Origin of the sequence: Methylobacterium mesophilicum (genome assembly GCF_022179445.1) — a bacterium.
In the GTDB taxonomy this organism is placed as follows: Bacteria; Pseudomonadota; Alphaproteobacteria; order Rhizobiales; family Beijerinckiaceae; genus Methylobacterium; species Methylobacterium mesophilicum.
Window position 1 is genome coordinate 141,147 of the sequence record NZ_BPQU01000007.1, and the last position, 24,877, is coordinate 166,023.

At 69.8% G+C, this 24,877-nt stretch carries 25 protein-coding genes and 1 tRNA gene; 13 read left to right on the top strand and 13 right to left on the bottom strand.

Translation table 11 applies throughout. The features are described from left to right. The first annotated feature begins 144 nt into the window (after nucleotides 1–144). From MFF40_RS10295 to MFF40_RS10305, 3 genes are all read left to right on the top strand, one after another. Complete coding sequence (locus MFF40_RS10295; protein ID WP_147897498.1) at nucleotides 145–1,035, top strand: F0F1 ATP synthase subunit gamma; 891 nt, start codon at nucleotides 145–147, stop codon at nucleotides 1,033–1,035. A 42-nt stretch (nucleotides 1,036–1,077) separates the two neighbouring features. After that, the gene (gene atpD / locus MFF40_RS10300) at nucleotides 1,078–2,538 is read left to right on the top strand and encodes a F0F1 ATP synthase subunit beta (protein WP_147897499.1); all 1,461 of its coding nucleotides are present in this window, start codon (nucleotides 1,078–1,080) and stop codon (nucleotides 2,536–2,538) included. A gap of 144 nt (nucleotides 2,539–2,682) precedes the next feature. Next, the gene (locus tag MFF40_RS10305) at nucleotides 2,683–3,084 is read left to right on the top strand and encodes a F0F1 ATP synthase subunit epsilon (protein WP_147854039.1); all 402 of its coding nucleotides are present in this window, start codon (nucleotides 2,683–2,685) and stop codon (nucleotides 3,082–3,084) included. On the opposite strand, the gene MFF40_RS10310 is transcribed toward MFF40_RS10305, so the two are convergent. From MFF40_RS10310 to hrpB, 7 genes are all read right to left on the bottom strand, one after another. Continuing rightward, complete coding sequence (locus tag MFF40_RS10310; protein WP_147897500.1) at nucleotides 3,074–4,333, bottom strand: CCA tRNA nucleotidyltransferase; 1,260 nt, start codon at nucleotides 4,331–4,333, stop codon at nucleotides 3,074–3,076. The two genes, MFF40_RS10305 and MFF40_RS10310, sit on opposite strands and share 11 nt — an antisense overlap. Further along, nucleotides 4,330–4,587, bottom strand: coding sequence for a DUF6111 family protein (locus MFF40_RS10315; RefSeq protein ID WP_238260304.1), 258 nt, complete (start codon nucleotides 4,585–4,587; stop codon nucleotides 4,330–4,332). The genes MFF40_RS10310 and MFF40_RS10315 overlap by 4 nt, the downstream gene beginning before the upstream one ends. Nucleotides 4,588–4,601: 14 nt before the next feature. Further along, nucleotides 4,602–5,261, bottom strand: a complete 660-nt coding sequence (locus MFF40_RS10320; RefSeq protein WP_147897502.1) for a CoA pyrophosphatase — start codon at nucleotides 5,259–5,261, stop codon at nucleotides 4,602–4,604. Next, on the bottom strand, nucleotides 5,258–5,842 hold the full coding sequence (locus tag MFF40_RS10325; RefSeq protein ID WP_147897503.1) for a DUF1285 domain-containing protein: 585 nt from the start codon (nucleotides 5,840–5,842) through the stop codon (nucleotides 5,258–5,260). The genes MFF40_RS10320 and MFF40_RS10325 overlap by 4 nt, the downstream gene beginning before the upstream one ends. A gap of 235 nt (nucleotides 5,843–6,077) precedes the next feature. Continuing rightward, entirely contained in the window at nucleotides 6,078–7,289 is a 1,212-nt protein-coding gene (locus tag MFF40_RS10330; RefSeq protein ID WP_147897504.1) for an SMP-30/gluconolactonase/LRE family protein, read from the bottom strand. 79 nt (nucleotides 7,290–7,368) lie between these two features. After that, nucleotides 7,369–7,794 (bottom strand): PaaI family thioesterase, encoded by a 426-nt coding sequence (locus tag MFF40_RS10335; protein WP_147854033.1) that lies wholly within the window; start codon nucleotides 7,792–7,794, stop codon nucleotides 7,369–7,371. 47 nt (nucleotides 7,795–7,841) lie between these two features. After that, entirely contained in the window at nucleotides 7,842–10,298 is a 2,457-nt protein-coding gene (hrpB, locus tag MFF40_RS10340) for an ATP-dependent helicase HrpB (RefSeq protein ID WP_238260305.1), read from the bottom strand. Between the two features lie 153 nt (nucleotides 10,299–10,451). Between hrpB and MFF40_RS10345 the strand changes: the two genes are divergently transcribed. From MFF40_RS10345 to MFF40_RS10360, 4 genes are all read left to right on the top strand, one after another. Continuing rightward, complete coding sequence (locus tag MFF40_RS10345) at nucleotides 10,452–11,078, top strand: carboxymuconolactone decarboxylase family protein (RefSeq protein WP_147897506.1); 627 nt, start codon at nucleotides 10,452–10,454, stop codon at nucleotides 11,076–11,078. Between the two features lie 149 nt (nucleotides 11,079–11,227). After that, nucleotides 11,228–11,461: a hypothetical protein gene (locus MFF40_RS10350; protein WP_147854958.1), complete on the top strand. Its 234-nt coding sequence runs from the start codon at nucleotides 11,228–11,230 to the stop codon at nucleotides 11,459–11,461. A 107-nt stretch (nucleotides 11,462–11,568) separates the two neighbouring features. Further along, entirely contained in the window at nucleotides 11,569–11,955 is a 387-nt protein-coding gene (locus tag MFF40_RS10355; RefSeq protein WP_238260306.1) for a hypothetical protein, read from the top strand. A gap of 233 nt (nucleotides 11,956–12,188) precedes the next feature. Continuing rightward, nucleotides 12,189–12,905 (top strand): YoaK family protein, encoded by a 717-nt coding sequence (locus MFF40_RS10360; RefSeq protein WP_238260307.1) that lies wholly within the window; start codon nucleotides 12,189–12,191, stop codon nucleotides 12,903–12,905. Nucleotides 12,906–12,924: 19 nt separating this feature from the next. Here MFF40_RS10360 and MFF40_RS10365 read toward each other — a convergent pair whose 3' ends face one another. The 5 genes from MFF40_RS10365 to MFF40_RS10385 form a co-directional block, all read right to left on the bottom strand. Continuing rightward, a complete protein-coding gene (locus MFF40_RS10365) occupies nucleotides 12,925–13,173 on the bottom strand; it encodes a flagellar protein (RefSeq protein WP_147897508.1) in 249 nt (82 codons plus the stop codon). A gap of 163 nt (nucleotides 13,174–13,336) precedes the next feature. Next, complete coding sequence (locus MFF40_RS10370) at nucleotides 13,337–13,717, bottom strand: hypothetical protein (protein ID WP_147897509.1); 381 nt, start codon at nucleotides 13,715–13,717, stop codon at nucleotides 13,337–13,339. 3 nt (nucleotides 13,718–13,720) lie between these two features. Beyond that, on the bottom strand, nucleotides 13,721–13,951 hold the full coding sequence (locus MFF40_RS10375) for a hypothetical protein (RefSeq protein ID WP_147854962.1): 231 nt from the start codon (nucleotides 13,949–13,951) through the stop codon (nucleotides 13,721–13,723). Between the two features lie 103 nt (nucleotides 13,952–14,054). Then, nucleotides 14,055–15,644 (bottom strand): OpgD/OpgG family glucan biosynthesis protein, encoded by a 1,590-nt coding sequence (locus tag MFF40_RS10380; protein WP_147897510.1) that lies wholly within the window; start codon nucleotides 15,642–15,644, stop codon nucleotides 14,055–14,057. Between the two features lie 94 nt (nucleotides 15,645–15,738). Further along, nucleotides 15,739–16,404 (bottom strand): SCO family protein, encoded by a 666-nt coding sequence (locus MFF40_RS10385; protein ID WP_147897511.1) that lies wholly within the window; start codon nucleotides 16,402–16,404, stop codon nucleotides 15,739–15,741. A gap of 257 nt (nucleotides 16,405–16,661) precedes the next feature. Here MFF40_RS10385 and MFF40_RS10390 point away from each other — a divergent pair, with 257 nt between their 5' ends. Next, entirely contained in the window at nucleotides 16,662–17,564 is a 903-nt protein-coding gene (locus MFF40_RS10390) for an MBL fold metallo-hydrolase (protein ID WP_238260331.1), read from the top strand. Between the two features lie 92 nt (nucleotides 17,565–17,656). Here the strand turns inward: MFF40_RS10390 and MFF40_RS10395 are convergent. Next, nucleotides 17,657–17,733, bottom strand: a tRNA-Pro gene (locus MFF40_RS10395). A 158-nt stretch (nucleotides 17,734–17,891) separates the two neighbouring features. On the opposite strand from MFF40_RS10395, the gene MFF40_RS10400 reads away from it, so the two are divergent. The 5 genes from MFF40_RS10400 (at nucleotide 17,892) to MFF40_RS10420 (ending at nucleotide 24,843) form a co-directional block, all read left to right on the top strand. Beyond that, a complete protein-coding gene (locus MFF40_RS10400) occupies nucleotides 17,892–19,172 on the top strand; it encodes a glycosyltransferase family 4 protein (protein WP_147898453.1) in 1,281 nt (426 codons plus the stop codon). 105 nt (nucleotides 19,173–19,277) lie between these two features. Beyond that, nucleotides 19,278–19,598: a rhodanese-like domain-containing protein gene (locus tag MFF40_RS10405; protein WP_147853725.1), complete on the top strand. Its 321-nt coding sequence runs from the start codon at nucleotides 19,278–19,280 to the stop codon at nucleotides 19,596–19,598. Nucleotides 19,599–19,744: 146 nt separating this feature from the next. Continuing rightward, nucleotides 19,745–20,902 carry an efflux RND transporter periplasmic adaptor subunit gene (locus MFF40_RS10410; RefSeq protein WP_147898452.1) on the top strand — a complete coding sequence of 386 codons (1,158 nt, stop codon included), beginning with the start codon at nucleotides 19,745–19,747 and terminating at the stop codon, nucleotides 20,900–20,902. Between the two features lie 107 nt (nucleotides 20,903–21,009). Beyond that, entirely contained in the window at nucleotides 21,010–24,207 is a 3,198-nt protein-coding gene (locus MFF40_RS10415; protein WP_147853723.1) for an efflux RND transporter permease subunit, read from the top strand. 117 nt (nucleotides 24,208–24,324) lie between these two features. Further along, entirely contained in the window at nucleotides 24,325–24,843 is a 519-nt protein-coding gene (locus MFF40_RS10420) for a hypothetical protein (protein WP_147898451.1), read from the top strand. Nucleotides 24,844–24,877 lie beyond the last annotated feature (34 nt).

Sequence of the window (24,877 nt, forward strand, 5' to 3'; positions counted from 1 at the left end):
ACCTCCCCGCCTGCGGTGGGGAGGGCTGGGGTTGGACGCCGGTGCTGACCGCACTTTCGGGCCCTTGACCCGGCACCACCCCCACCTTCGGCTCCTCCCCACATGGGGGAGGAGAGGCCCTGGAACGGATCTGGACGCGGCCCGATGGCGAGTTTGAAGGACCTGCGCAACCGCATCACCTCGGTGAAGGCGACGCAGAAGATCACCAAGGCCATGCAGATGGTCGCCGCCGCCAAGCTGCGCCGGGCGCAGCTGGCCGCCGAGGCCGGCCGTCCCTTCGCGGAGAAGATGGCTCAGGTGCTCGGCAACCTCGCGGGCAACCTCGTCGGCGGCGTGGGCGCCCCGAAGCTGCTCTCCGGCACCGGCGCCGATCAGACCCACCTGCTGGTCGTCTGCACCGGCGACCGCGGCCTGTGCGGGGCGTTCAACTCCTCGATCGTCCGCCTGGCGGTCCGGGAACACATCGTGAAGCTCACCGCCGCCGGCAAGACCGTCAAGATCATGACGGTCGGCAAGAAGGGCAACGACCAGCTGCGGCGCCTGTATCGCGACCAGATCGTCGAGAGCATGGATATCCGCGGCAACCGCCCGGTGGATTACGAGTTCGCCGCCGGGATCGCCAACAAGATCCTGACACGCTTCGAGGCCGGCGAGTTCGACGTCGCGACCCTGTTCTACTCCGAATTCCGGTCGGTGATCTCGCAGATCCCGACCGCGCAGGGGCTTATCCCGGCTGAGCTGCCGGCGGTCGACACCACTGCGAAGGCCGGCATCGGCAATGCCGCGCTGGAATTCGAGCCGTCCGAGGAGGCGATCCTGGAGACGCTTCTGCCGAAGAACCTCACCGTGCAGGTCTATCGGGCACTCCTGGAGAACGCCGCGTCCGAGCAGGGGGCGCGCATGAGCGCCATGGACTCGGCCACCCGCAACGCCGGCGAGATGATCAAGAAGCAGACGCTGATCTACAACCGCACGCGTCAGGCCATGATCACCAAAGAACTCATCGAGATCATCTCGGGCGCGGAAGCTCTCTGAGGCACCGCGACCTGAACGCACAGCTTGAAGGGTAGGTTTACAATGGCGAACACCGCAATCCCCGGCGCCGGCTCCAACAAGACCGGCAAGATCATCCAGGTCATCGGCCCCGTGGTCGACGTGCAGTTCAGCGACGGCCACCTGCCGGAGATCCTGAACGCCCTGGAGACCAAGAACAACGGCGCCCGGCTCGTCCTCGAGGTCGCCCAGCAGCTCGGCGAGAGCACCGTCCGCTGCGTCGCCATGGACACGTCCGAGGGCCTCACCCGCGGCCAGGAGTGCACGGATACCGGCGAGCCGATCAAGGTGCCGGTGGGTATGAACACGCTGGGCCGGATCATGAACGTCATCGGCGAGCCGATCGACGAGGCCGGCCCGGTGGTGTGTGACACCTACCGCGCCATCCACCAGCCGGCCCCGTCCTACGCCGACCAGTCGACCGAGGCGCAGATCCTCGTGACCGGCATCAAGGTCGTCGACCTGCTCGCCCCTTACGCGAAGGGCGGAAAGATCGGCCTGTTCGGCGGCGCCGGCGTCGGTAAGACTGTGCTGATCATGGAACTGATCAACAACATCGCCAAAGTGCACTCGGGTTATTCGGTGTTTGCCGGCGTCGGCGAGCGCACCCGTGAGGGCAACGACCTTTACCACGAGATGATCGAGTCCAAGGTGAACCTGGACCCGAAGGAGAATGGCGGCTCGGCCGCTGGCTCGAAGTGCGCCCTGGTCTACGGCCAGATGAACGAGTCGCCCGGCGCCCGCTCGCGCGTCGCGCTCACCGGCCTGACCATCGCGGAGCAGTTCCGCGACGAGGGCCAGGACGTGCTGTTCTTCGTGGACAACATCTTCCGCTTCACGCAGGCCGGTTCCGAGGTGTCGGCGCTTCTGGGCCGCATCCCGTCGGCCGTGGGCTATCAGCCGACGCTCGCCACGGACATGGGCGCGCTGCAGGAGCGCATCACCACCACCAACAAGGGTTCGATCACCTCGGTTCAGGCGATCTACGTGCCGGCCGACGATCTGACCGACCCGGCGCCCGCCGCCTCGTTCGCGCACCTTGACGCCACCACGGTGCTCTCGCGCTCGATCGCCGAGAAGGGCATCTACCCGGCCGTGGATCCGCTCGACTCGACCTCGCGCATGCTGTCGCCGGCCATCCTCGGCGAGGAGCACTACGACGTCGCCCGCCGGGTGCAGCAGACCCTGCAGCGCTACAAGGCCCTCCAGGACATCATCGCGATCCTGGGCATGGACGAGCTGTCCGAGGAGGATAAGCTCACCGTCGCCCGCGCCCGCAAGATCGAGCGCTTCTTCTCGCAGCCCTTCTCGGTGGCCGAGGTGTTCACCGGTTCGCCGGGCGTGCAGGTGCAGCTGGAAGACACCATCAAGGGCTTCAAGGGCCTGGTGAACGGCGACTACGACGACCTGCCGGAGGCCGCCTTCTACATGGTCGGCACGATCGAGCAGGCCCAGGAGAAGGCCAAGAAGCTGAAGGCCGCGTAAGGCCCCCATCCCCTCCCCCTCGTGGGGAGGGGCCGGGGTGGGATGGCCGTGGCGAGGCTCGCCGGTGCCGTCCGAACCACCCCACCTCCACCTTCGCCACACGATGGGGCGAAGAGCGTGTTGCGGTTCCGGGATCGTCCTGAGATGGCCACCTTCCACTTCGATTTCGTCGGCCCCGAGCGGACGCTGTATTCCGGCGAGGTGACGGCCGTTCAGCTGCCCGGCACCGAGGGCGAGATGACCGTGATGCCGGGCCACGCCCCGGTCCTGACCTCCCTGCGGGTCGGCGTCATCGTGATCACCGAGAGCCAGGGCAGCGGCAAGCGAATCTACGTCCGCGGCGGCTTCGCCGATATCGGCCCGACCGCTGTGACGGTGCTCGCCGAGCGCGCCGCGCCGATCGAGGAGCTGACCCACGACTCCCTCGACCGGGATATCGAGGCGGCCGAGTTGCAGCGCGACGCCACCGAGGATCTCCAGAAGCGCGAGGAGCTGAACGGCCAGATCGTCCAGCTCCAGGAGACCAAGGCGCTCCTCAAGCTCTGAGAGAGGGCGCGCGGGCGCTCGCCAGCGCGCGTTCCAGCAGTTCGGCCCGCGCCGCAGCATCTGTCGGGCAGCCGCGCTCCAGCCAGAGCGCCCGGGCCGCGGCCAATCCGCGGCCGATGGCCGGACCGGCCGAGAGGCCCGCCACCACGAGATCCGCCCCCGCGAGCGGGAAGTGCGGCGCACCACCCGCCTCGCTCATCGCGTCCAGCGCTTGCCGCGCCTGATCCGTCAGGACGGGCCGAGGCTCGCCCGCCAAGATCGTCAGCGTTTCCCGCAGGAGCGGCAGCCCATGCTCGGCCACGAGCGCCCGAGCCGTGAGCGGATCGATGTCGGCGCGACCGTGAAGGTCCGCCAGCGCGTCTGCATAGCCGCTGAGCAATGCGTGCTCCTGCTTCGACAGGCGCAGCCGGTCGCGCAGCCGGTCCGCATCGTGCCGCCCGCTGACCGAGAGCGCCGCCAGGCGCATCGCCGGCGAGAGCGCTGCGGCAACCGCCCGATTCAGGCGCCCGAGTTCGGCGGCACCGCCGGTAATCCGTTGCAGCAGCCCGGTGGCGCTCAGGATCGCGACCATTTGGGTGCCGCCGCGGGCAGCCAACAGCTTCAGCAACTCGGCCCGGACGCGCTCGCGGGACAGCCGGTCCAGGGCGTCCCGGGCGGCGACGCAGGCGGCGAGCGCCGCATCATCGGGCGGGCCGGCGCCGAACCGGGCGTGGAAGCGGAAGAAGCGCAGGATCCGTAGGGCATCCTCGCGGATCCGGGTCCCGGGATCGCCGATGAAGCGTACCCGCCCGGCCTCCAGGTCGGCGAGACCGCCGACGGTATCGTGCAGGCGCCCGTCGGCTCCCAGTGAGAGCGCGTTGACGGTGAAGTCGCGCCGCTCGGCATCCCGGGCGAAATCGGCGCCGAACCGCACCACCGCATGGCGGCCATCGGTCTCGACATCCTCGCGCAGGGTCGTCACCTCGATGGGGCCGTCCTCGGTGACCAGGGTGATCGTGCCGTGCTCGATCCCGGTGGGTACGGCCTTGAGGCCTTGCGCCTTCCGGGCGGCGTCCATCACGGCGTCTGGCAGCAGCGTGGTCGCGAGGTCGATGTCGGCGGACGGGCTGCCCAGCAGCGCGTCGCGCACGCAACCGCCGACCAAACGCGTCTCGGCGTGCGGCACATCGAGGGCCGCGAGTGCCCGCCGCACGCCCGGCTGGCCCAGCAGGGCCGCGAGCGCACCGTGGTCGAGGGCGGCCTGGCTCACTTGAAGCCGCCCGGCACGAGGCGGCCGTTCTCCATATGGGTCGGCACGTAGCCGCCGGCCCTACGCTCCGAGAACAGGCCCTCGTAGACCAGCGTCCCGATGACGATGGCGAGGCCGGCGAGCACCAGGCGGACGAGGTGCGGGTCCCAGTGCACCCGGCGCAGCGGATTGCGGCCCACGAGCACCAGATAGACCATGAACAGCACGAACGGGATGAGGAAGAGGCCGAACTCTTCGATGAGGCGGCGCAGCATGATGGTCGGTAGCCTTATCCCGCAGGGTGGGGGCCGGTTTCCGGGTAGAGGCGCTCCCGGAGGTTGTTCAGGATCCCGGCGGTGACGCCCCAGATCAGCCGGTCCTCGAAGGTCAGGGCATAGTACCGGCGGGTGCGTCCCTGCCAGACCCGCGCCTGCAGAACGTACCGCTCCCGGTTCATCAGCACCGGCAACGGCACCTCGAACACGTCCGCGACCTCGGTGGGGTTCGGCGTGAAGGCGGCGTCGGACGGAACCACGCCGATCACCGGCGTGACGAGGAACCCGGTGCCCGACAGGTAGGGGTCGAGATAGCCGAGCAGGCGGACTGATTCGGGCGCGAGCCCGATCTCCTCGTGGGCCTCCCGCAGGGCGGCGTCCGCGGGTCCGGGATCGGCCGGGTCGATCTTGCCGCCGGGCAGCGCGACCTGCCCAGAATGGTCACGCAGGTTGGCCGCCCGCTGGGTCAGGACCAGCCTCAGGCCGTCCCTCCGGAACACCACCGGCACCAGCACTGCGGCCCGCCGGTGCGGCGGCGGCGGGATCACCGCGCTCCCGTCCGGGTCGAGACTATGGTCTCCCCGGGGATTCGAGGTCGGATCGTCCGGGCCCGGTGGGTCCGGGGATAGGTGGGACGCGGCGCGGGCGAGGAATTCGGCGAGCGGGTCGCTCACGCGGCCTCGGCCGGGGCGATCCTGTGGAAGGTGCCGCCGGCCCAGAGGCCGAGCCACGGCTGCCCGTCGATCACGCGCTCCTCGGCGAGGTCCACCAGATCGTAGGTGAGCGCGCGGGTCACCAGGGCCGAAAGTCCGCGCCGGACATGAAGATAGGGCTTCAGAGCCCCATCCGGGTCCTGCTCGAAGCGCAGGGCATGCTCGGAGTCGACGCTCACGAGATCGTCGACATTGGTCCGGAACGAGATCCGCCGGTCCTGCCCGATACCGTCCACCGCCATCTCGACGGCTACGAAGGCGGCGTCGTCGACGGTGATGCCGACGCTCTCCACGGGGGTGACCAGCACCGTCCGCCCATCCGGCTCGCGCCGCAGGATGGAGGCGAACAGCTTCACCATCTTCTCCCGGCGGATCGGCGAGCCGTTGTGATGCCAGGTGCCGTCCGCGGCGATGCGGATATCGATGGGGCCGCAATAGGGCGGGTTCCATGTCTCGACCGGCGGTAGCCCACGCTTAGGCAGGTCGCCCAAGGCGGCGCCGAGGCGGCTCAAGGTCGGGTCGGGGGCGGGTTCCTCACTCATGCCCGTTACAGATAGCGCCTTGGGGGCCTGGCAACCACGGTTGCTTTTCCGCCTTTCGCCGCCGTCCGTCGCCTTCGTCGTTCGGGCGAGCGCCAGGACCCATTGGGCCGAGGGCTGTTGACTCCTCGTCCGCGTCCCGACGCCTGCCGGAGCGCGGGCTTCAGGATCAGGTGGCGAATGGGAAATCCGGCTTCAATCAATTCCGCGTCTGCGTTGTGTTGGCCCTTCCACGCATTCAGGCCGGCCCGGCCCCCTGCGTGTTCACATAGACCGCATACAGCGACTGGCTCGCCGTCATGAACAGGCGATTCCGCTTCGGGCCGCCGAAGGTGAGGTTGCCGCAGGCCTCCGGCAGGCGGATGCGGCCGATCAGTTGGCCCTGCGGCGACCACACGGTGACGCCGTTGTAGCCGACCGCCCGGCCCGCGTTGCTCGCGACCCAGAGGTTGCCGTCGACATCGGCCCGCATGCCGTCCGGTCCGCACTTCACGCCGTCCACGACGCAATCGGAGAACAGCCGCTGGTTCGACAGCTTGGGGCCGTCCCCGACATCGAAGGCGTAGATCTCGCCCTTGCCGCCGGCTCCGGTATCGCCGGGGCCCTTCCCGGTGGAGGACAGGTAGAGTGTCTTGCGGTCTGGCGAGAAGCAAAGTCCGTTCGGATTCGGCACCTGCGCGTCCGTCAGGACCTGGTCGATCCGGCCGGTCGGGTCGATGCGGTAGAGTGCGTTGGGGAGTGCGCGTTTGCCCACGGCGATCCCGGCCGGCTGGCCGAGCCGCGGATTGATCCGGCCCTGCGGGTTCGAGGGGCCGCCCGCCTCGTCCGGCATCCCCTCGTACAGGAGACCGCCATAGGGCGGATCCGTGAACCAGTACGATCCGTCGGCGTGCTGCTCGACGTCGTTGGGTGAATTGAACGGCTTGCCGTCGAAGCGGTCGGCCAGGATCGTGGCCGAGCCGTCGAGCTCATAGCGTACCACCCGCCGGGTGACGTGCTCGCAGGAGATCTGGCGGCCCTGGCGATCGAAGGTGTTGCCGTTCGAGTTGTTGCTGCGGCTGCGGAAGACGCCCACATGCCCGTCCTCCTCGAGCCAACGCATCTGGCGGTCGTTCGGGATGTCGCTCCAGATCAGGAAGCGGCCGAGGCTGTTCCAGGCCGGCCCCTCCGCCCAGAGTGCGCCGGTCCAGAGGCGGCGGATGGCGCTGTTTGGGACCACGTAGGGGCCGAAGGCCGGATCGACCGTGATGACGTCGGGATCGTTGAAATAGGTGGTCGGGGCTGCACTGGGACGAAAGTCGCGGGGCGGGTTGGTCACGGTGCTGGGCGGCTCCGGCTGGCCGAGAGCCGCCGTGGTCGAGGCCAGGGCCGCGCCAGCACCGACGAGCATCGCGCGACGGGACGGCAGCGCGAGTCCAGTTCCGGCCGCGTCATTCTGCGGTTGTGACATGGCAATCCTCCCCGTATGCCGACCGATCGTCGATCTAACTCTTGCCGATCTCGGCAGTATGACTGGGACCGTGGTTCGATCAACCGGGCTTGCGTCGCAGGATCTTCCAAACGCCGTCCGCTGTCGCCACGAGGCGCGTGCCCTGGCGAACCTCTCCGCGCATGAACACCAGGGAGCCGGTGCGTTTCACCACCCCGGGATGCACGGTGAGCCAGTCGCCGAGGCGGCCGACATCGACGAACTTCATCTCGAGCTGGATCGTGACGCAGTTGGCGCCGTCGGCGGCCCGCATCGCTGTCTCGCCCAGGGCGCGGTCGGCAAAGCTCATCAGCATGCCGCCATGGACCACGCCGATCAGGTTGGCGTGCTTCTGCTCCGCACGGAACGCGTAGGCGCCGTCCGCGGCGCGGATATGGAGGGGGCCGACGTGGGCGATGAAGCCCGCATCCTCCACCAACGCCCAGCCCTCGGATGCAGGATCGATGGGTGTCGGGTCAATCGCCATCGGGTCTCGTCCATCTCGTCGTTGACGGGCATCGGGCTTGCCGAAGCTCACGTGCCGCGGGGCTTGGCGCGCCGGGTCGGCGCCTCGGCCAGCGGGTCTTCCGGCCAGGGATGGCGCAGGTAGCGCCCGCGCATCTCAGCGCGCACCGCCGCCCAGGAACCGCGCCAGAAGCCCGGCAGATCCCGGGTGATCTGAATCGGGCGATGTGCCGGCGACAACAGGTGCAGCACGAGGGGCCGGCCGCCCGCGGTGGGATGGCGGTCCAGGCCGAACAATTCCTGCACCCGGACCGCCAGCACAGGCTCGGCCTCGGTGTAGTCGATCGGGATGCGCGAGCCGGTCGGCACCTCGACATGGGTCGGCGCCTCCGAATCCAGGCGGCTGCGAAGTTGCCAGGGCAGCAGGCCCTGGAGGGCGCCGCCGAGGTCGTCCGGGGTGATCGCCGCGAGGGAATTGCGTCCGACGAGCGCCGGCGCCAGCCAAGCTGCGGCACTCGCCCCGAGGGCGGCGTCGGAGAGATCCGGCCACGTCGTATCGCCCTCGGCGGCATGTAGGAACTGCACCCGGGCCCGCCATTGCGACAGGGCCGGCGTCCAGGGCAGGCGGTCGAGTCCGAGGCCGACAAGGCCGCGGGCGAGAATCTCGGCGGACGCGATCTCGGCCGGGACAGTCAGCGGCCGCTCGCCGAGGCTGACCGCACCCAGGCGCCGGACCGCTCTGGCGCGCAGAGCGGCGGCCTGCGGATCGAAGGTGACCTCGGTGCGCGCCTCGATCCGGTCGGCGAACAGCCGCTCGATCGCGTCGGCACCGATGGCCGCCGCCGCCAGGATGCGGGCGTTGCCGGCGGCGCCGGCCAAGTCGGCGATGACCACGAAGGTCTCCCGGGCGAGCGGACTCGCCGGGTCGAGTCGGCCGGCGCGGCCGCTGGCCATCACGAACTCGCCCTCCCGTCCCCGGGCGCGGGCGACCCGGTCCGGATAGGCCAGGGCGAGCAGCAGGCCGGCGGTGCTATAAGCGTCCGTCTGCGGCCCGCCCGCGATCCGAGCCCAGTTCTGGGCCAGGCGGCGCATATCCGCGGCCCGGGCGCCGCGGTCCCTGCGGAAGCGCTCGACCCGCTCGTCGAGGTCGATGCCGTCGCCGCCCAGCCCACGCTCGACCAGAACCGCCGCGAGATCCGCGGCGGCGCGGGCGTGGCCGGTTCCGGCCGCCACCGTCACCATCCGGGCGAGCCGGGGCGGCAGCGGCAGGGCGCGCAATCGCGTGCCGACCTCGGTCAGGCGACCGTCGGCGTCGAGCGCCCCGAGGGCGGCCAGCATGGTGCGGGCCTCCGTGAGCGCCGGGGCGGGCGGCGGATCCAGGAAGGCAAGCGTGCCCGGGTCGGTCACGCCCCAGGCGGCACAGTCGAGCAGCATTCCGGCGAGGTCCGCGGACAGGATCTCCGGACGGGTGAACGGTTCCAGCGCATTGGTGCCGGCCTCCGACCACAGCCGCCAGCACAGACCCGGCTCGGTCCGCCCGGCCCGCCCCCGGCGCTGGTCCACCGAGGCCCGCGACGCCCGGGCGGTGACCAGCCGGGTCAGGCCGAGCCCCGGCTCGTAGACCGGCACGCGGGCCAAGCCGGAATCGACCACGATCCGGACGCCCTCGATGGTCAGCGAGGTCTCGGCGATGCTGGTGGCCAGCACGACCTTCCGGGTACCGGCCGGCGCCGGCGCGACGGCGCGGTCCTGCTCGGCCGGGGTGAGCGCTCCGTAGAGCGGGGCGAGCTGGACTTCCGGCCCGACCTTGTCGGCCAGGAGGTCGTGGGTGCGGCGGATCTCGGCTTGTCCCGGCAGGAACACCAGCACCGAACCCGGGTCGGCCCGGAGCGCGCGCAGCGTGACCTCGGCCACCGAATCCTCGATCCGCCGGTTCGGGTCGCGCTCGGCGTACCGGGTCTCCACCGGGAAAGCCCGGCCCTCGGACGCGACCACGGGGGCGTCGCCGAGCAGCCGCGCGACGCGGGCGCCATCCAGGGTCGCGGACATGACCAGGATCCGCAGATCCTCACGCAAACCGCCCTGCGCGTCGCACGCGAAGGCCAAGCCCAGATCGGCGTCGAGGGACCGCTCGTGGAACTCGTCGAACAGCACCGCGCCGATGCCCGCGAGTTCCGGGTCTTCGAGGATCATGCGGGTGAACACGCCCTCGGTCACGACCTCGATCCGGGTCCGCGCCGAAATCTTCGAACCGAGCCGCACCCGCAGGCCGACCCGTTCGCCGACCGGCTCGCCCAGGGTCTGCGCCATCCGGGCGGCGGCGGCTCGGGCCGCCAGGCGGCGCGGCTCCAGGAGGATGATCTTGCGTCCCTCAAGCCAGGGGGCGTCGAGCAGGTCGAGGGGGACGCGCGTGGTCTTGCCGGCGCCGGGGGGCGCCACCAGGACGGCGGCATTCCGGGCGGATAGCACCCGACGCAGTTCGGGGAGTGCGGCCTCGATCGGCAGCGCGGAGGTTGGACCGGCCATCGCCTCCGCTGATGGCCCGGTCCGGCGCGGGGCGCAACCGCCCGGCGCTCACACGTGACGCCGAGGCGCGATCGACACCGATCGGCCGCCCCCTGCCCTGGCCGGCGCCGCAGGCAGGGGTGAACGTACGCGCAACGATCCGGGAGTGAAACGATGCGCATCCGCCCCGCCGCCCGCGCCCTGGCGCTCGCGGCCCTGTTCCCCACCCTCTCGATCGCGGCCGAGGAGCGCCTGCCGACCATTCCGCCGCAGGCTTATACGCCTGAGCAGAGGCAGGCCGCCGAGGCGTTCGAGCAGGCCCGCGGCAAGCCGCCGTTCGGCCCTTTCCAGCCGCTGATGCACTCGCCCGAGGTGATGACCTTCGCCCGCGCGATGGGCGACTACCTGCGCTTCAAACCGAAGATCGGCACGACGCTGTCGGAACTGGTGATCCTGCTCACGGCCCGGCGCTGGACGCAGGATTACGAGTGGTATGTCCACGCACCCATCGCCGAGAAGGCCGGCATCGCCCCGGAGATCGTCGCGGCGATCCGCGATGGGCGCCGGCCGGCCCGGATGAGCGAGGACGAGACGATCGTGTACGACTTCACGACCGAACTGCAGGATACCCGGCGCGTCTCGGATGCGACCTACGCCCAGGCCGAGGCTCGGTTCGGGAACCCTGGTATTGTCGATCTGGCCGCCATCTCGGGTTACTACACCTTGCTCGCCATGGATCTGAACACGGCGCGCTACCCGATTCCCCAGGACGGCGAGCGCCTCCCGCGCCTTCCGGAATGAACAGGGTTCTCCACAGCGCCCGGGCATCCTGATCCCCGTTATCCACAGGGTTTGCCCAGGCTCATGACCGTGCTCCTCTTGGCGTTGACGAAGCGTTAACCCTTATGAATTGTTCTCTCTTCGTTCCAGGGCGTGACGAAGGAGCCCCGATGCTGTCCCAGGCGCTTGCCGCACAGAAGGACCATGCCTGCCCGGTCGACGCGATCAGCCGCGCCTATCTCGGCTTTGCCGGCGGCGATGCCGGCATCGCGCTCCGCTGCGCCATCGCCGACGCCCTGTCCGACCTGATGGATGCCGAGCGCCGGACGCGCGAGCGCAGCCGCCTGATCTCGCGCGGCTACGTCCGAGAGGCGCCGATGATCACCGCGGAGGCTGAAAGCTGAACGTTGGCTGCAGCCGGACTTCAGCGCCGATGCAGCGACGCCGAGGCATTCTGTCCTCCGTGATCGGGATCGCCCCGGTGATCCCGCGCTTCATTCGGAGTCAGATCATGAAACGGATCGCTGTGCTTTCGGCCGCCGCGCTGATCGGCGCGGGGACCCTCGCATCCACGGCCGCCGAGGCGCGCGGCGGTGGTGCCGTCGTGGCCGGGATCATCGGTGGCTTGGCGGCCGGCGCCCTGATCGGTGCGGCTGCCCAGGCCGCGCCGGGGTACGGCCACGCGTACGGCATCCAGGAGGAGGGCTACGGGCCGATCCCCGTGGTGGTCCGGCCGCGCCCGATCTACCGCGCCTACGACGCCGTCGAGCCGGTCTACGCCACGCGGCGCGTTGTCACCTACGAGCGCGTCCCGGTGGGCTACGGTCACCGCCGCTGGCGAGACGAGGCGGATTGCGACGACGAAGGCGGCTACGGTCGGTACGACCGCGGCTGGTGAGGATGGGACGGTGCGACGATCCCGGCGGGCGACCCTGACGGTGATGTCGGGATCGTTTCGTGTGCAATGGCATCGGAATGGTCTCGTCCCGCTCGGTCGGCCGTCTACGATGGCGCTTGGTCCGGAAACGCGACGCAGGGCACTACTGCGCCGCGGTCGCGTACCCGATCGCGGGCGGGTCGGGTACGATCACCGACTCAATCCGGACTGATCCAAACGGCATCGGCGATTCCATGCTTGTCCATGAAGGCGAGACGCGCACCCGCGATGCCGACCTGACCCTGTCCTGGTCCCTGGCGGCTGTGGCCGGCGCCCTGAACACGGCGGGCTTCTACGCGGTCGGATTCTACGCCTCGAACATGACCGGCAACGTTTCGGCGATCTCGGACCGAGCCGGGACCGGCGACCTGATCCTCGCCGCCCAGGCGCTTCTCCTCGTCGTGCTCTTCGTGCTGGGCGCCGCGACCTCGACCCTGCTGATTCGCCGGCGCCGGCGCCACGCCCCCTCCGGGGCTTACGCCTACGGCATCCGGGCCGAAGCCCTCCTGCTTGCGGCGATCGGTCTGATCGCACTCCCACTGGCCGAGCCGGCGCGGGGCGAGGCTCTGGTGTTCGGCCTCAGCTTCGTCCTGGGCCTGCAGAACGCCGTGGTGACGAAGATCACGGATGCCCGGGTGCGGACCACACACGTCACGGGAATGATCACCGATATCGGGATCGAACTCGCGCGCTGGCTGGACCGCAGGGCCGGCGACCCGTTGGCGAAACGCCATGACCCCGACAAGCTGCGGCTCCACCTGATGACGGTTGGCGCGTTCTCCGGCGGGGGCCTCCTGGGCGTGGTCGCGTACCGCGCGATCGGCGTCGGGCTGCTGTTCGCCGCCGCCGCGATCCTGGCGCTCCTGGCGGCCCCCGCGATCGGCCCGCGCCGTTCGGCACCGGCCGAGTGAGCGCGTTGTCGCACGGCCCTCAGGCGGTGATGTCGAGCAGTTGGCCGCTCATGCGGTCGGCGGTGCGCGCCACCGCGGCGTTCAGCGCGAAGGATGTCCGCGACCCGATCAGATCCGCGACGGTGCTCGACAGATCGACCTGCGCGGCGGGCGGCAGCGCGGCATCCCCGGCCGGCACCCCGATTTCCGCGATGCGCTGCGCGGCATTCCCGAGGCGGTCGGTGGCCCGGGTCATGCCGGCGGTCGCGGTCTGAAGCGCGTCGATCATCGTGGGCTCTCCTCCCGCGGAGCATCGCACGAACTCGAGAGACAAGGGTTTCGCGGATCGATCAAATGCAAGGTATGGCGCCGATCTCATCCGCGCGGATTCAGCGGTCGATCGGCCGATACCGATTCGTGTGGGGGCGTCCGACCTGAGCCGGACCGGCGTGTCACCATCCGCAATTGGGCATGGGCGGCTGCGGCTTGGCCAAGGCGGCCTTCTCGATCGCAACCACCGGTCCCCAGGCGTATTTCTGCGCGTGCGGCGTGACGTTGGCGAACAGGCAGCCGAGCTGGAAGTGGCTGGCGCCCATTTCGCCCGAGAAGCCCATGCAGTCCAGGAAGGTCCAGGTTTTCGGGGCCGGGATCATCGAGCGCCAGCGCGGCATCGCTACGGGCGCGCAGACCTTCACCGCCCCGGTGCCGTCATCGGCGTTCAGGGCGCTCTCGGGCGTCTGCCCCCGGGCCGGCACGGAGGTCAGGCTCGCCGCGAGCAGGACGGACAGGATGGCGCGGCGTGATCCGGGCCGGGTCGACAGGAATGCGTTCATCGGTCAGTGCATCGTCCGCCAGAGGGTCGCGAGGATCGCGAAGCCGATCACATTGTACAGGATCGCCCAGATCCAGACGCCCAACACGGCCCCGCTCGGTTGCCGGGGCCGCTGGCGACCGAGGCGCAGGCGATCCCGATCCTCGGGCGTCGGCCAGATCGCGCTCTTGGGCGCTCTCAGCAGCCGAGTCAGGGCGTCGGGCAGATCGGTGCCGGGCGGTCGTTCGCCGTTCATGACGGCCTCGGATGCGGGCGATGGGACAAGCCGGCGGGTGCGGCCGGGGCTCGACCTTCTAGAGGCAGCCGGCCTGCGCCGGCAATGCGCCCGGTCGCGCCGCCTACAATACGGTCCCGGGCGCCTCAGGATAATACTGGTATGCCCAGGTCTCTGAGAGAAGGCGGTCCCCACTCTTGAGTTGCAGCCGCATCTCGATCGGCTGCGGCCCTTCGGCGTAGACCTTCAGGAAGACCCGCCAGGGGCTTGGCTTGCCGTAGGGCGCCCAGGTCGCCCCGACCTCCTCGGCGCTGCCCCGGGACAGCGTCAGGGCCACCTGCGCCTTCTCCGGGTCGAGACCGGCCAGGGCCGCACCCTCGAACTCCAGGACGAACTGGCGCACGAGGTTCGCCCGGCCCGGCCGCCGGTCCGCGTCGGACAGCCAGGACGCCTTGGTCGCCCGGGTCGCGACGCAGCGGGCGAGATCGGTGGCGACCGGCTCGGTCACCGGCCAGTGCAGGCGATAGGCAAAGCTGCGCTCGGCACCCGCGGCGGGTGGGTCGGCCGGGACCCACATGGCGCCGATATTGTCGTCGGTCTCCTGGTGCGTCGGAATCTCGATCAGCTGCACGCTGCCCTTTCCCCAATCGCCCTGCGGCTCGACCCAGATGTGGGGGCGGTTCTCCTCGAAGCCGTCGTCGATGTAGGTGTCGAACGCCCGGTCGCGCTGGAGCAGCCCGAAGCCCTTCGGCGACGCATCCGCGAAGGCGCTGACGCTGAGGCGCGGCGGGTTGTTGAGCGGGCGCCAAATCATCTCGCCGGCGCCGGTCTGCATCAGCAGGCCATCGGAATCGTGCACCTCGGGCCGCCAGTCGCTGGCGAGGAACCGGCTCATCCCCTCCGAATACCAGAGCATCGAGGTCAGGGGCGCAACGCCGAACCGCTCGACCGCCTTGCGGATATACAGAGTGCAGGCGACGTCGATCACCACGTGCGGCTCCTTCCGGGCGGTGAACCGGTAGGCCCCGGTCAGGCTCTGACCTTCGAGGAGCGCCAGCACCGAAACCGCCCCGTCCGCGGCGGGGGAGACGTAGAAGCGCGTGAAGACCGGGAATTCTTCCGTTTTCCCCGGCCCCGCTGCCGTATCGATGGCGATGCCCCGAGCGGAGGCTCCGTACTGCGCGCCGTCACCGGCGGCGCGGAAATAGGAGGCGCCGAGGAATGCCAGCCAGTCGCCGTCGTCACCGGGCCGGCCTGCCGCGACCTTCTGGAAGCGAACGCCGGCAAAGCCCGAGCCGTCGGGCAGGTCCTTGCCGGGATTGCCGGGCGGGTAGGCGAAGAGATCGCGGGAATACAGCACTTCCCGGGCTTGGCCGCCTTCCAGCGCAAAGATCTTCACCGGGTGACGGAAGAAGTTGCCGAGGTGGAAGAAGGTGACCGGGTACGGGCTCTCCGGGAACAGTGCGTGCGCTGGCGGGTAGCGGATCTCCTGAAGCGGTCCGTAGGTCAGCGCGTCGAGGGTCGGCGACGGGGGGGTCTCGGGGGGCAGCATGTAGGGACGATCGCGCAGCGTGCGCGCCAGATCCTTCAGGCGTTCGAAATCCATCGGCTCCGGCGGCGCCAGGCGCGGACCGCCTGGTGCGGCCTCGGCGGATCGCGCCAGCGGCGAGAGGGCCAGCAGGCCTACGGCGGTCAGGGCGCGTCGCGTGATCAAGCTGAAACCTCCGGGAATCGCCCCTCCGACGACCCGCCGCGTCCTCTAGTCACGCTGGAATGAGCGCGCCATTGACGGCTCAGCCGGCTGAGGTTCAGCTTCGCGGGCCGCAGGCGTTGGTCGGACCGTTGGTCTCCCACAGCGCCGCGCCGCCACCGGGAGCGCACTGGCCCGGCAGGGCCAGCGTGATCAGCTTGGACAGCGTGCGGTCCTCGTCCTCCCCGTAGCCGATCTCGCCGACCATGCGGCCGGTCTTGTCGAACAGGCCGACTGTGGCGGAATGCTCCATCGTGTAGTCGCCGCCCGGGACCGGGACGCGCTTGTAGGCGACGTGGTAGGCGTCGGCCATGCGGGCGACCTGGTCGGGCGTGCCGACGAAACCGCGAATCCTGGGATCGAACGCGGTGAGATAATCCCGCAGGCTGTCGGGCGTGTCCCGCTCCGGGTCGAGGGTGACGAAAACCACGTTCAGCCGGTCTGCGTCACGCCCCATGCGGCCGAGCGCACCGGACAGGGTGGACAGCGTCGTGGGGCAGACCTCCGGGCAATGGGTGAAGCCGAAGAACAGGGCCGAGGGCTTGCCGCGCAGGTCCGCCTGGCTCACCGGGCGCCCGTCGAGATCCGCCATCGCGAAGGCGCCACCGACGCGGCGCGGATGGCTGAACTGCGATCCCTGTTGCAGGACGATCGCCCCCGTTCCCGTGGCGACCAGGGTGACGATGGCGGCGGAGGCGATGAGGGCGACGGGATTCGGTGCCATGCTCGAACCTGCGACGGGTGCGTCGATCGTTGCAATATGGGGTACGCCAGGCCGTGCGCGAAGCCGCTGCGGCGAGGGGGACGCCACAGCGGACCGGGAACCTGCCTCGGGAACCCCGGTTTGCGATACAGGAGCGGCCGACGCATCCGACGCCCGAGCCGCTGAGGCCGCAGCGTGAGAATCGTTGCCGTCGCAATGACTTGAGCGGGTCCCTCGATGCCGGCCTGCTCGGGCACCTGGCAGGGGAGCCGCCCGACATGGCCCAGCAGATCCCGGTCGATCCCAAAGCCCGCGCCGATGATCCGGCCCGTGATGCCGAGCGGGACGATTTCACCCACGCCGTCACGGGCGACGTGGCATATCGGCGGCTCGTGCTGGTCAACACCGTGTTCGTCGGCGCCCCCGGGTCTGGCGACCGCGGTTGGGTGCTGGTGGATGCGGGCGTGATGGGCGCGAAGGGCTCGATCAAGGCCGCCGCGGAAGCACGGTTCGGTGCGGGCGCACGGCCTGCCGCGATCGTGCTGACACACGGCCATTTCGACCATGTCGGCGTGCTGGAGGATCTCGCCGCGGAGTGGGACGTCCCGATCTTCGCGCATGCGCTGGAGCGCCCGTATCTCGACGGCAGCGCCTCCTACCCCACCCCGGATCCGAGCGTCGGCGGCGGATTGTTGGGCCGCCTGTCGCCGCTGTTCCCGACGCGGCCGGTCGACGTGTCCGATCGGTTGCAGGATCTGCCGGCTGACGGGTCCGTTCCACCGATGGCTGGCTGGCGCTGGATCCACACGCCCGGCCACGCGCCGGGTCACGTCTCGTTCTGGCGGGAGGCCGACCGCACCCTGATCGTCGGCGATGCCTTCGTCACCACGGCGCAGGAATCGGCCTATGCGGTGGCGATGCAGGAGCCGGAGCTGCATGGGCCGCCCATGTACCTGACCCTCGACTGGAAAGCTGCGCGCCACTCCGTCCGGGCGCTCGCCGCCCTCGAACCCGAGCGGGTCATCACGGGTCACGGCCGTCCTTTGCAGGGAGCCGAGATGCGGCGGGCGCTCCACGCCCTGGCCGACACGTTCGACAATGTCGCCGTTCCCAAGAACGGGCGCTACGTGGACGAGCCGGCCCGAGCCGCTGACGGTTCGGCCTACGCTCCGCCGGACTGATCGCCCGAACGCGCGAGAACAGCGACGTCGCGGACCCGGATGCTTAAGGATGTTGCCCCGCGTGCTCGTATTCGCGATGGGCGAAGCCGATATGGTCGGAGTGGCCGGACTTGAACCGACGACCCCCTGTCCCCCAGACAGGTGCGCTACCGGGCTGCGCTACACTCCGACGCCACATGGGCACGGCGCTCTTAGCCGCCGCGCTGCGCCCGCGCAAGCCCTCGATGCCGGATCGGCGACCCTGGCCGTCTCCCGCCGGGGCGGTTACGGGAAGCCTCCGCTCCGCGTCTCATCGCGCCCAACGCTCGCGCCACGCTGTCGAGGACCATGACGGACCGACCGATTGCCTTCGATCTCACGCGCCTCGTCACACGGCTGCGCCATGCCAGCCCGTCGGGGATCGACCGGGTCGATCTCGCCTACGCACGCTTCTATCTGGGGCAGCCCGGACCGGCCGTGGGCGTGGTCTCTACCGCCTACGGACCGCGGGTACTCGACCGGGAGCGCGCCTTCGCCATCGTCGAGGCGGTGGCGGCGGGTTGGGTCGAGGACCGGGACGCGCTCTCGGATCCGGTCTATCGCGGTCTCGCAGCGCGGCTCGGCGCGCCGCTGGCCTCCGCCCCGCCTGCGCAGGCCACCCCGGTCGAGGGTGTGCAGCGCCGTCGGATCCAGGCCCGGACCGCGGCCGACATCGCCGCGCGCGGCCGGTCGCTCGCCGCCCTGCCCCGCGACGCGCTTTACCTGCACACATCGCACCTGCGCCTCGACAACCCGCGCCGATTCGATTGGCTCTACGACCGGCGCGACGTGCGCGCGGCGTTCTTCGTCCACGACCTCATCCCGATCACCCATCCGGAATACGGGCGTGCCGGCGAGGCCGACCGGCACCGGCTCCGGATGCGCACGATCGGCCGGCACGCCGCCGCGATCCTGGTCAACTCCGCCGATACCGGCGCCCGCACCCTCGACCATCTGACCGCCGAGGGTTTTGGCCGGCCGCCCGTGGCGGTGGGCCATCTCGGCGTCGAGCCCGCCTTCGGGCGCGCGGGGCCGCGCCTCCAGCCCGACCGGCCGACCTTCCTGGTCTGCGGCACGATCGAATCCCGCAAGAACCACCTGCTGTTGTTCCAGCTCTGGCGACGCCTCGCCGAGCGGTACGGCGCCGCGACGCCTCGCCTGGTCGTCGTCGGGCGCCGGGGCTGGGAGGCCGAAAGCGCGATCGACATGCTGGAACGCTGCCCCGGCGTGCGCGCCCACGCGGTCGAGGTGACGGGGCTTTCCACGCACGGCCTCGCGGCTTTGACCCGCAGCTGCACCGCGCTGCTGATGCCCTCGTTCACCGAAGGCTACGGCATCCCGATCGTCGAGGCGGCGGCCTCCGGTCTTCCGGTGGTGGCCTCGGATATTCCCGTGCACAGGGAGATTGCCGAAGGCTTCGCGCTGTTCCGCGATCCCCTCGATGGGCCTGGCTGGGCCGACGCCATCGCGGAACTCGCCCGGCCGGACGCCACCCTGCGCGCGGAGCTCGCCGGGCGCCTCGACGGCTACGTGCCGCCGACCTGGGACGCACATTTCGCGGCGGTCGGCCCGACGCTCGCGGCGCTCTGACGGGACCGGGCCGATCGCCGCGAGTTGCGCGGCCCCGCCCTGACGAATAAGGGAAAGCGTCAGTCCATAGGGCTGGCACAGGGTGGACGGAACGGAGATCCGCCAATGCAGGTGGTCGACCTCGATCGTGAAACGGTCAAACGCGGGTTGAGCGACGGCACGATGCTGGTCATCGATGTGCGCGAAGACCACGAATACGAGGCCGGGCACATCCCCGGCGCCGTCCTGCATCCGCTGTCCACGTTCGATCCTCAGGCCGTGGCCGCCCTGATCGCGGCCGATGGCCGCCGGCCGGTCCTGTCGTGCGGGTCGGGCGTCCGCTCGGTTCACGCGCTGATGGCCGCCCAGAAGGCGGGCGTCGACATCTCCGAGCACTACAAGGGCGGCTTCAAGGATTGGTACGCCGCAGGCGAAGCAATCGAGTAGCCCGCCGAAACAATCCGGCCGTCCCGGGCCGCGATGTGCGCTCTCGCACAATGAGCAATCGGGCGCGTAGGGTACGGCGCGTCTGACAAGGACACATCGTCAAGCTCGGTTCGACCGACGGGTCGGCCAACGGACAGCAGGACCCGATGCGCAGCCGGCTTTCCAGCCTCTTCCCCGTGCTCTCCGGTCTCGCGGCCGGTTTCCTGTTCGCGGGGCCGCTCGCCCAGACCGCGTACGCCCAGGCGCCCGGCGGTCCGCCGCCGAAGGTCACCGTGGCCAAGCCGGTGGTGCGCGAGATCGTCGAGCAGGACCAGTACACCGGCCGCTTCGACGCGATCGATTACGTCGAGGTCCGGGCCCGGGTCACCGGCTACCTGGAAAAGATCAACTTCATGGACGGCCAGACCGTGAAGAAGGGCGACCTGCTGTTCGTGATCGACCGGCGGCCCTACAAGGCGGCCCTCGAGCAGGCCCAGGCCGCCCTGGCCTCCGCCAAGGCGCGCCAGTCGTTCTCGCAGACCGATCTCGAGCGCGCCCAGACCCTGTCGCGGAGCGGCAACATCTCCGAGCAGGTCACCGATCAGCGCCGGCAGGCCTCGCTGACCGCCCAGGCCGACGTGGACAGCGCCCAGGCGGCGCTCAACAACGCGCAGCTCAACTACGATTTCAGCGAGGTGAAGGCCCCGGTCAACGGCCGGATCAGCCGCCGGCTGGTCACCGAGGGCAACATCGTCAGCGCCGACCAGACCATGCTGACGACGATCGTGTCGCTCGACCCGATCTGGTTCAGCTTCACGGTCGATGAGAAGTCGTTCCTCAAGTACCAGAGCAGCCTCGGCATCGGCATGGGCCAGACCCAGCAGGGCAAGGGCGTGCCGATCATGATCGCGCTGTCGGGCGAGGCGAAGCCGACCCGCAAGGGCACCCTCGACTTCGTCGACAACCGCGTCGACAACGCCACCGGCACGATCCTGCTGCGCGCCACCGTCCCGAACGCCGACCAGTTCATCAAGCCCGGCCTGTTCGGCATCGTCGCGATGCCGGCGACCAAGCCGTTCCAGGGCGTGATGATTCCCGACGAGGCGGTCGCCGCCAACCAGGACAAGCGCATCGTCTACGTGATCGGGCCGGAGAACGTGGTCCAGCAGAAGGACGTGGTGCTGGGCCCCAAGGTCGATGGCTACCGGGTGATCCGCAGCGGCCTGAAGGGCGACGAGACCATCGTGGTCAACGGCGTCGCCCGCATCCGTCCGGGGGCCAAGGTCACCCCGGAGACGGTCGAGTTGCCCCCGAGCAAGACGTGAGCCTGACCGGCTCGACACGACTGCATTCGTGCGCGCCGCGCCGCGTGCGCCGCACCGACGACGCAGGGCCCCGACCGGGTGACCGGCGGGCCTCAGAGGTTTGACCGATGCGTTTCGCCCACTTCTTCGTCGACAGGCCGATCTTCGCGTCCGTCACGTCGATCATCTTCCTGATTCTCGGCTTCGTGGCCTACGAGAGCCTGCCGGTCTCGCAATATCCCGAGATCGTGCCGCCGACCGTGACCGTGCGTGCCTCCTATCCGGGCGCCAACGCCGAGACCGTGGCCGCCACGATCGCGACGCCGATCGAGCAGGAGGTCAACGGCGTCGACAACATGCTCTACATGACGTCGTTGTCCACCAACGACGGCAACATGCTGCTGACGGTGACCTTCAAGGTCGGCACCAACCTCGATATCGCCAACGTGCTGGTGCAGAACCGGCTTTCGGTTGCGCAGCCGCGCCTGCCGCCGGACGTGCGCAACCTCGGCGTGACGGTGCGCAAGGCCTCGCCCGACCTGATGCTGGTCGTGCACCTGCTCTCGCCGAACAAGACCTACGACCAGAACTACCTGGCCAACTACATCTACCTGAACATCCGTGACGAACTGCTGCGCCTCGACGGCGTCGGCGACATCACGGTGTTCGGCGGTAACGAGTACGCCGAGCGCATCTGGGTCGATCCGAACAAGCTCGCCGCCTACGGCCTCTCGGTCACCGACGTCACCACGGCCCTGCAGGAGCAGAACGTGCAGGTGGCGGCCGGCCAGCTCAACGGCCCGCCCGCCGCCAAGGGCGAGGCGTTCCAGCTCGTGGTCCAGTCTCAGGCGCGCTTCAAGACCCCTGAACAATTCGCCGAGGTGATCATCAAGGCCCAGGACGGGCGCCTCGTCCGGGTCAAGGACATCGCCCGCGTGGAGATGGGCCAGAAGGACTACACCACCAACTCGTACCTCAACGACACGCCCGCGGTCGGCATCGGCGCGTTCCAGCGGCCCGGCACCAACGCCCTGGAGGCGGCAAGCTCGGTCAAGCAGGTGATGGAGGTCGTCAAGAAGAACTTCCCGCCGGACGTCGAGTACCGCATCGCCTACAACCCGACCGAGTTCATCGAGGAGTCGATCCAGGAGGTCTACAAGACGCTGTTCGAGGCGGTCGGCCTCGTGGTCATCGTGGTGCTGGTGTTCCTGCAGAGCTGGCGCACGGCGCTGATCCCGGTGATCGCGATTCCCGTGTCGCTGATCGGCACCTTCGCGGCGATGGCGGCCTTCGGCTTCTCGCTCAACAACCTGACCCTGTTCGGGCTGGTGCTGGCCATCGGTATCGTGGTCGATGACGCCATCGTCGTGGTGGAGAACGTCGAGCGCAACATGGCCGAAGGGCTTTCGCCCGGCGATGCCGCCCACAAGACCATGGACGAGGTCGGCGGCGCCGTCATCGCCATCGCGCTCGTGCTGGCGGCGGTGTTCGTGCCCACGGCGTTCATCCCGGGCATCTCGGGCCAGTTCTACAAGCAGTTCGCGCTCACGATCGCGGCCTCGACCCTGATCTCCGCGTTCAACTCGCTGACCTTGTCCCCGGCGCTGTGTAAGCTGCTGCTCGTGCCGCATCACGCGCGCAAGGAGCCGAAGTTCTTCCTGACCCGGTTCGTGAACTGGCTCGCCAACGGCTTCAACCGCGCCTTCGACGCCACGTCGAACGCCTACGGCCGCTCGATCCGTGTCTTAACCGGCGGGATCGTCGGGCTCGGGGCGATGCTGCTGGTCTACGCCGCGGTGATCGCCGGCACCCTGCACCTGGCGCAGACGACGCCGACGGGCTTCATCCCGGACCAGGACCAGGGCTACCTGATCGGCGTCGTCCAGCTTCCCTCCGGCTCGTCGCTCGACCGCACCACGGACGTGATGCTGCGCGCCGCCAAGCAGGCCCGGACGGTCAAAGGCATCGCCAACGCCGTCATCATCGCGGGCTTCGACGGGGCGACCTTCACCAACACCACAAATGCCGGCGTGATGTTCCTGACGCTCACCGGGGCCAAGGAACGCGCCGGCGAGGGGCGCAGCGCCGCGGTGCTCACCGGCGAGGTGCTCAAGGCGACGTCCGACATCCAGGAAGCCCGGGTGATCGTGATCCCGCCGCCGCCGGTCCGCGGCCTCGGCAACGGCGGCGGTTTCAAGCTGCAGATCGAGAGCCGCCAATCCTCGGAGATCGGGCCGCTTATGGCCGCGGCCGGCGAGGTGATCGCCCAGGCGAACCAGAGCGCCGACGTGCAGCGCGTGTTCACGACCTTCGACAACGCGACGCCGCAGCTCTTCCTCGACATCGACCGCACCATCGCGCGGATGCTGAACGTGCCGCTCGCCAACGTGTTCTCGTCGGTCCAGGCGGATCTCGGCGGCACCTACGTGAACGACTTCAACACCCTGGGCCGCATCTACCAGGTCCGTCTGCAGGGCGATGCCGCCTACCGCTCGTCGATCCAGGACATCTCGCAGATCAAGGTTCGCTCCTCGACGGGGGCGCTGGTGCCGATGGGCACCCTCGCCTCGGTGCGCGACGTGACCGGCCCGCAGATCGTCCAGCGCTTCAACCTGTACTACTCGGTCCCGATCCAGGGCGTGGCCAAGCCCGGCGTCTCGACCGGTCAGGCGCTGACCGCCATGGAAGAGATCGCCAAGAAGGCGCTTCCCGACGGCTATTCCTACGACTGGACCGAGATCGCCTACCAGCAGAAGGCCGCCAGCGGGACCGCCGGCGCCGTCTTCGCGCTGGGCGTGCTCCTCGTCTTCCTGGTGCTGGCCGCGCAGTACGAATCGTGGGCCCTGCCGCTGGCGATCCTGCTGGTGGTGCCGACCGGCGTGCTCGCGGCACTCGCCGGGGTGCAGTTCCGGGGGCAGGACAACAACATCCTGACCCAGATCGGCCTGATCGTGCTGATCGGCCTCGCGGCCAAGAACGCGATCCTGATCGTCGAGTTCGCGCACGATATCGAACTGCGTGAGCGCCGGGGCCCGGTCGAGGCGGCGGTGGAAGCCTGCCGGCTGCGCCTGCGCCCGATCCTGATGACCGCCTTCGCGTTCATCCTCGGCACCCTGCCGCTGGTGATCGCCACCGGCCCCGGCGCCGAGATGCGCCAGGCCCTGGGCACCGCGGTGTTCTTCGGGATGATCGGGGCGACCTTCTTCGGCCTGTTCCTCACCCCGGTCTTCTACGTCGTGATCCGCCACTTCTCGCTCTGGCTCGGTCGCCTGCGGGGCAAGTCCTCGCACGGTGACCACGGAGGGGCGGCCCCCGCCCACGGCTGAGGCGTCCCGCCGGCCGTCCGATCCAGAGAGCCGCGCATTCCAAAGCCGCGCCCGACCCTGACCGGCGGGCGCGGCTTCTTTTGCGAGGGTCCGCAAACTTCGGTGTATGAGCGTGCCATGCACCTCCTCGGCCGTCTGATTCTCGGAGCCTTCGCCCTCCTCCTGGCCGTCCCGGCCGGCGCGGGGATCCTCGTGCTGGCGCTGCTGATCGACCCGACGGCGAATGCCTGGCTCACTGGCGGTGCGCTCGCCGGCGTCGACATGGCCCTGTCGGACCTTTCGGCTGGCCTGCCGCCCGAGGCGCTGGTTCTCCTGGTCGCCGGTCTCGCTCAGGCGTTGTTCGTCCTCCTGTTCGTGCCACCGGCCCTGGTTGGGTTCGCGGGCGAGGTGTTCGGGCGCCGCGGCCTGCTCTGGTACGGCGCCGGAACCGGAATACTGACCGCCGCCCTCCCCTGGCTCGCCCGCGGCGGCGTACGTCCGGCGGCGGCCGGCGCGGATCCAGGGCTTCTCGCCGCGGAAGCGCGCCTGACGCTGATCCTGTTCGTCGTCGGTGCGAGCGCCGGCCTCGTTTACTGGCTGGTTGCCGGGCGCGGCGCGGGGTTCTCCCGGCGTCCCGCGCAGGCCGGAGACGAATGATCGTTCGGCCAGATGCTGGACCGGGCGCGCTTGG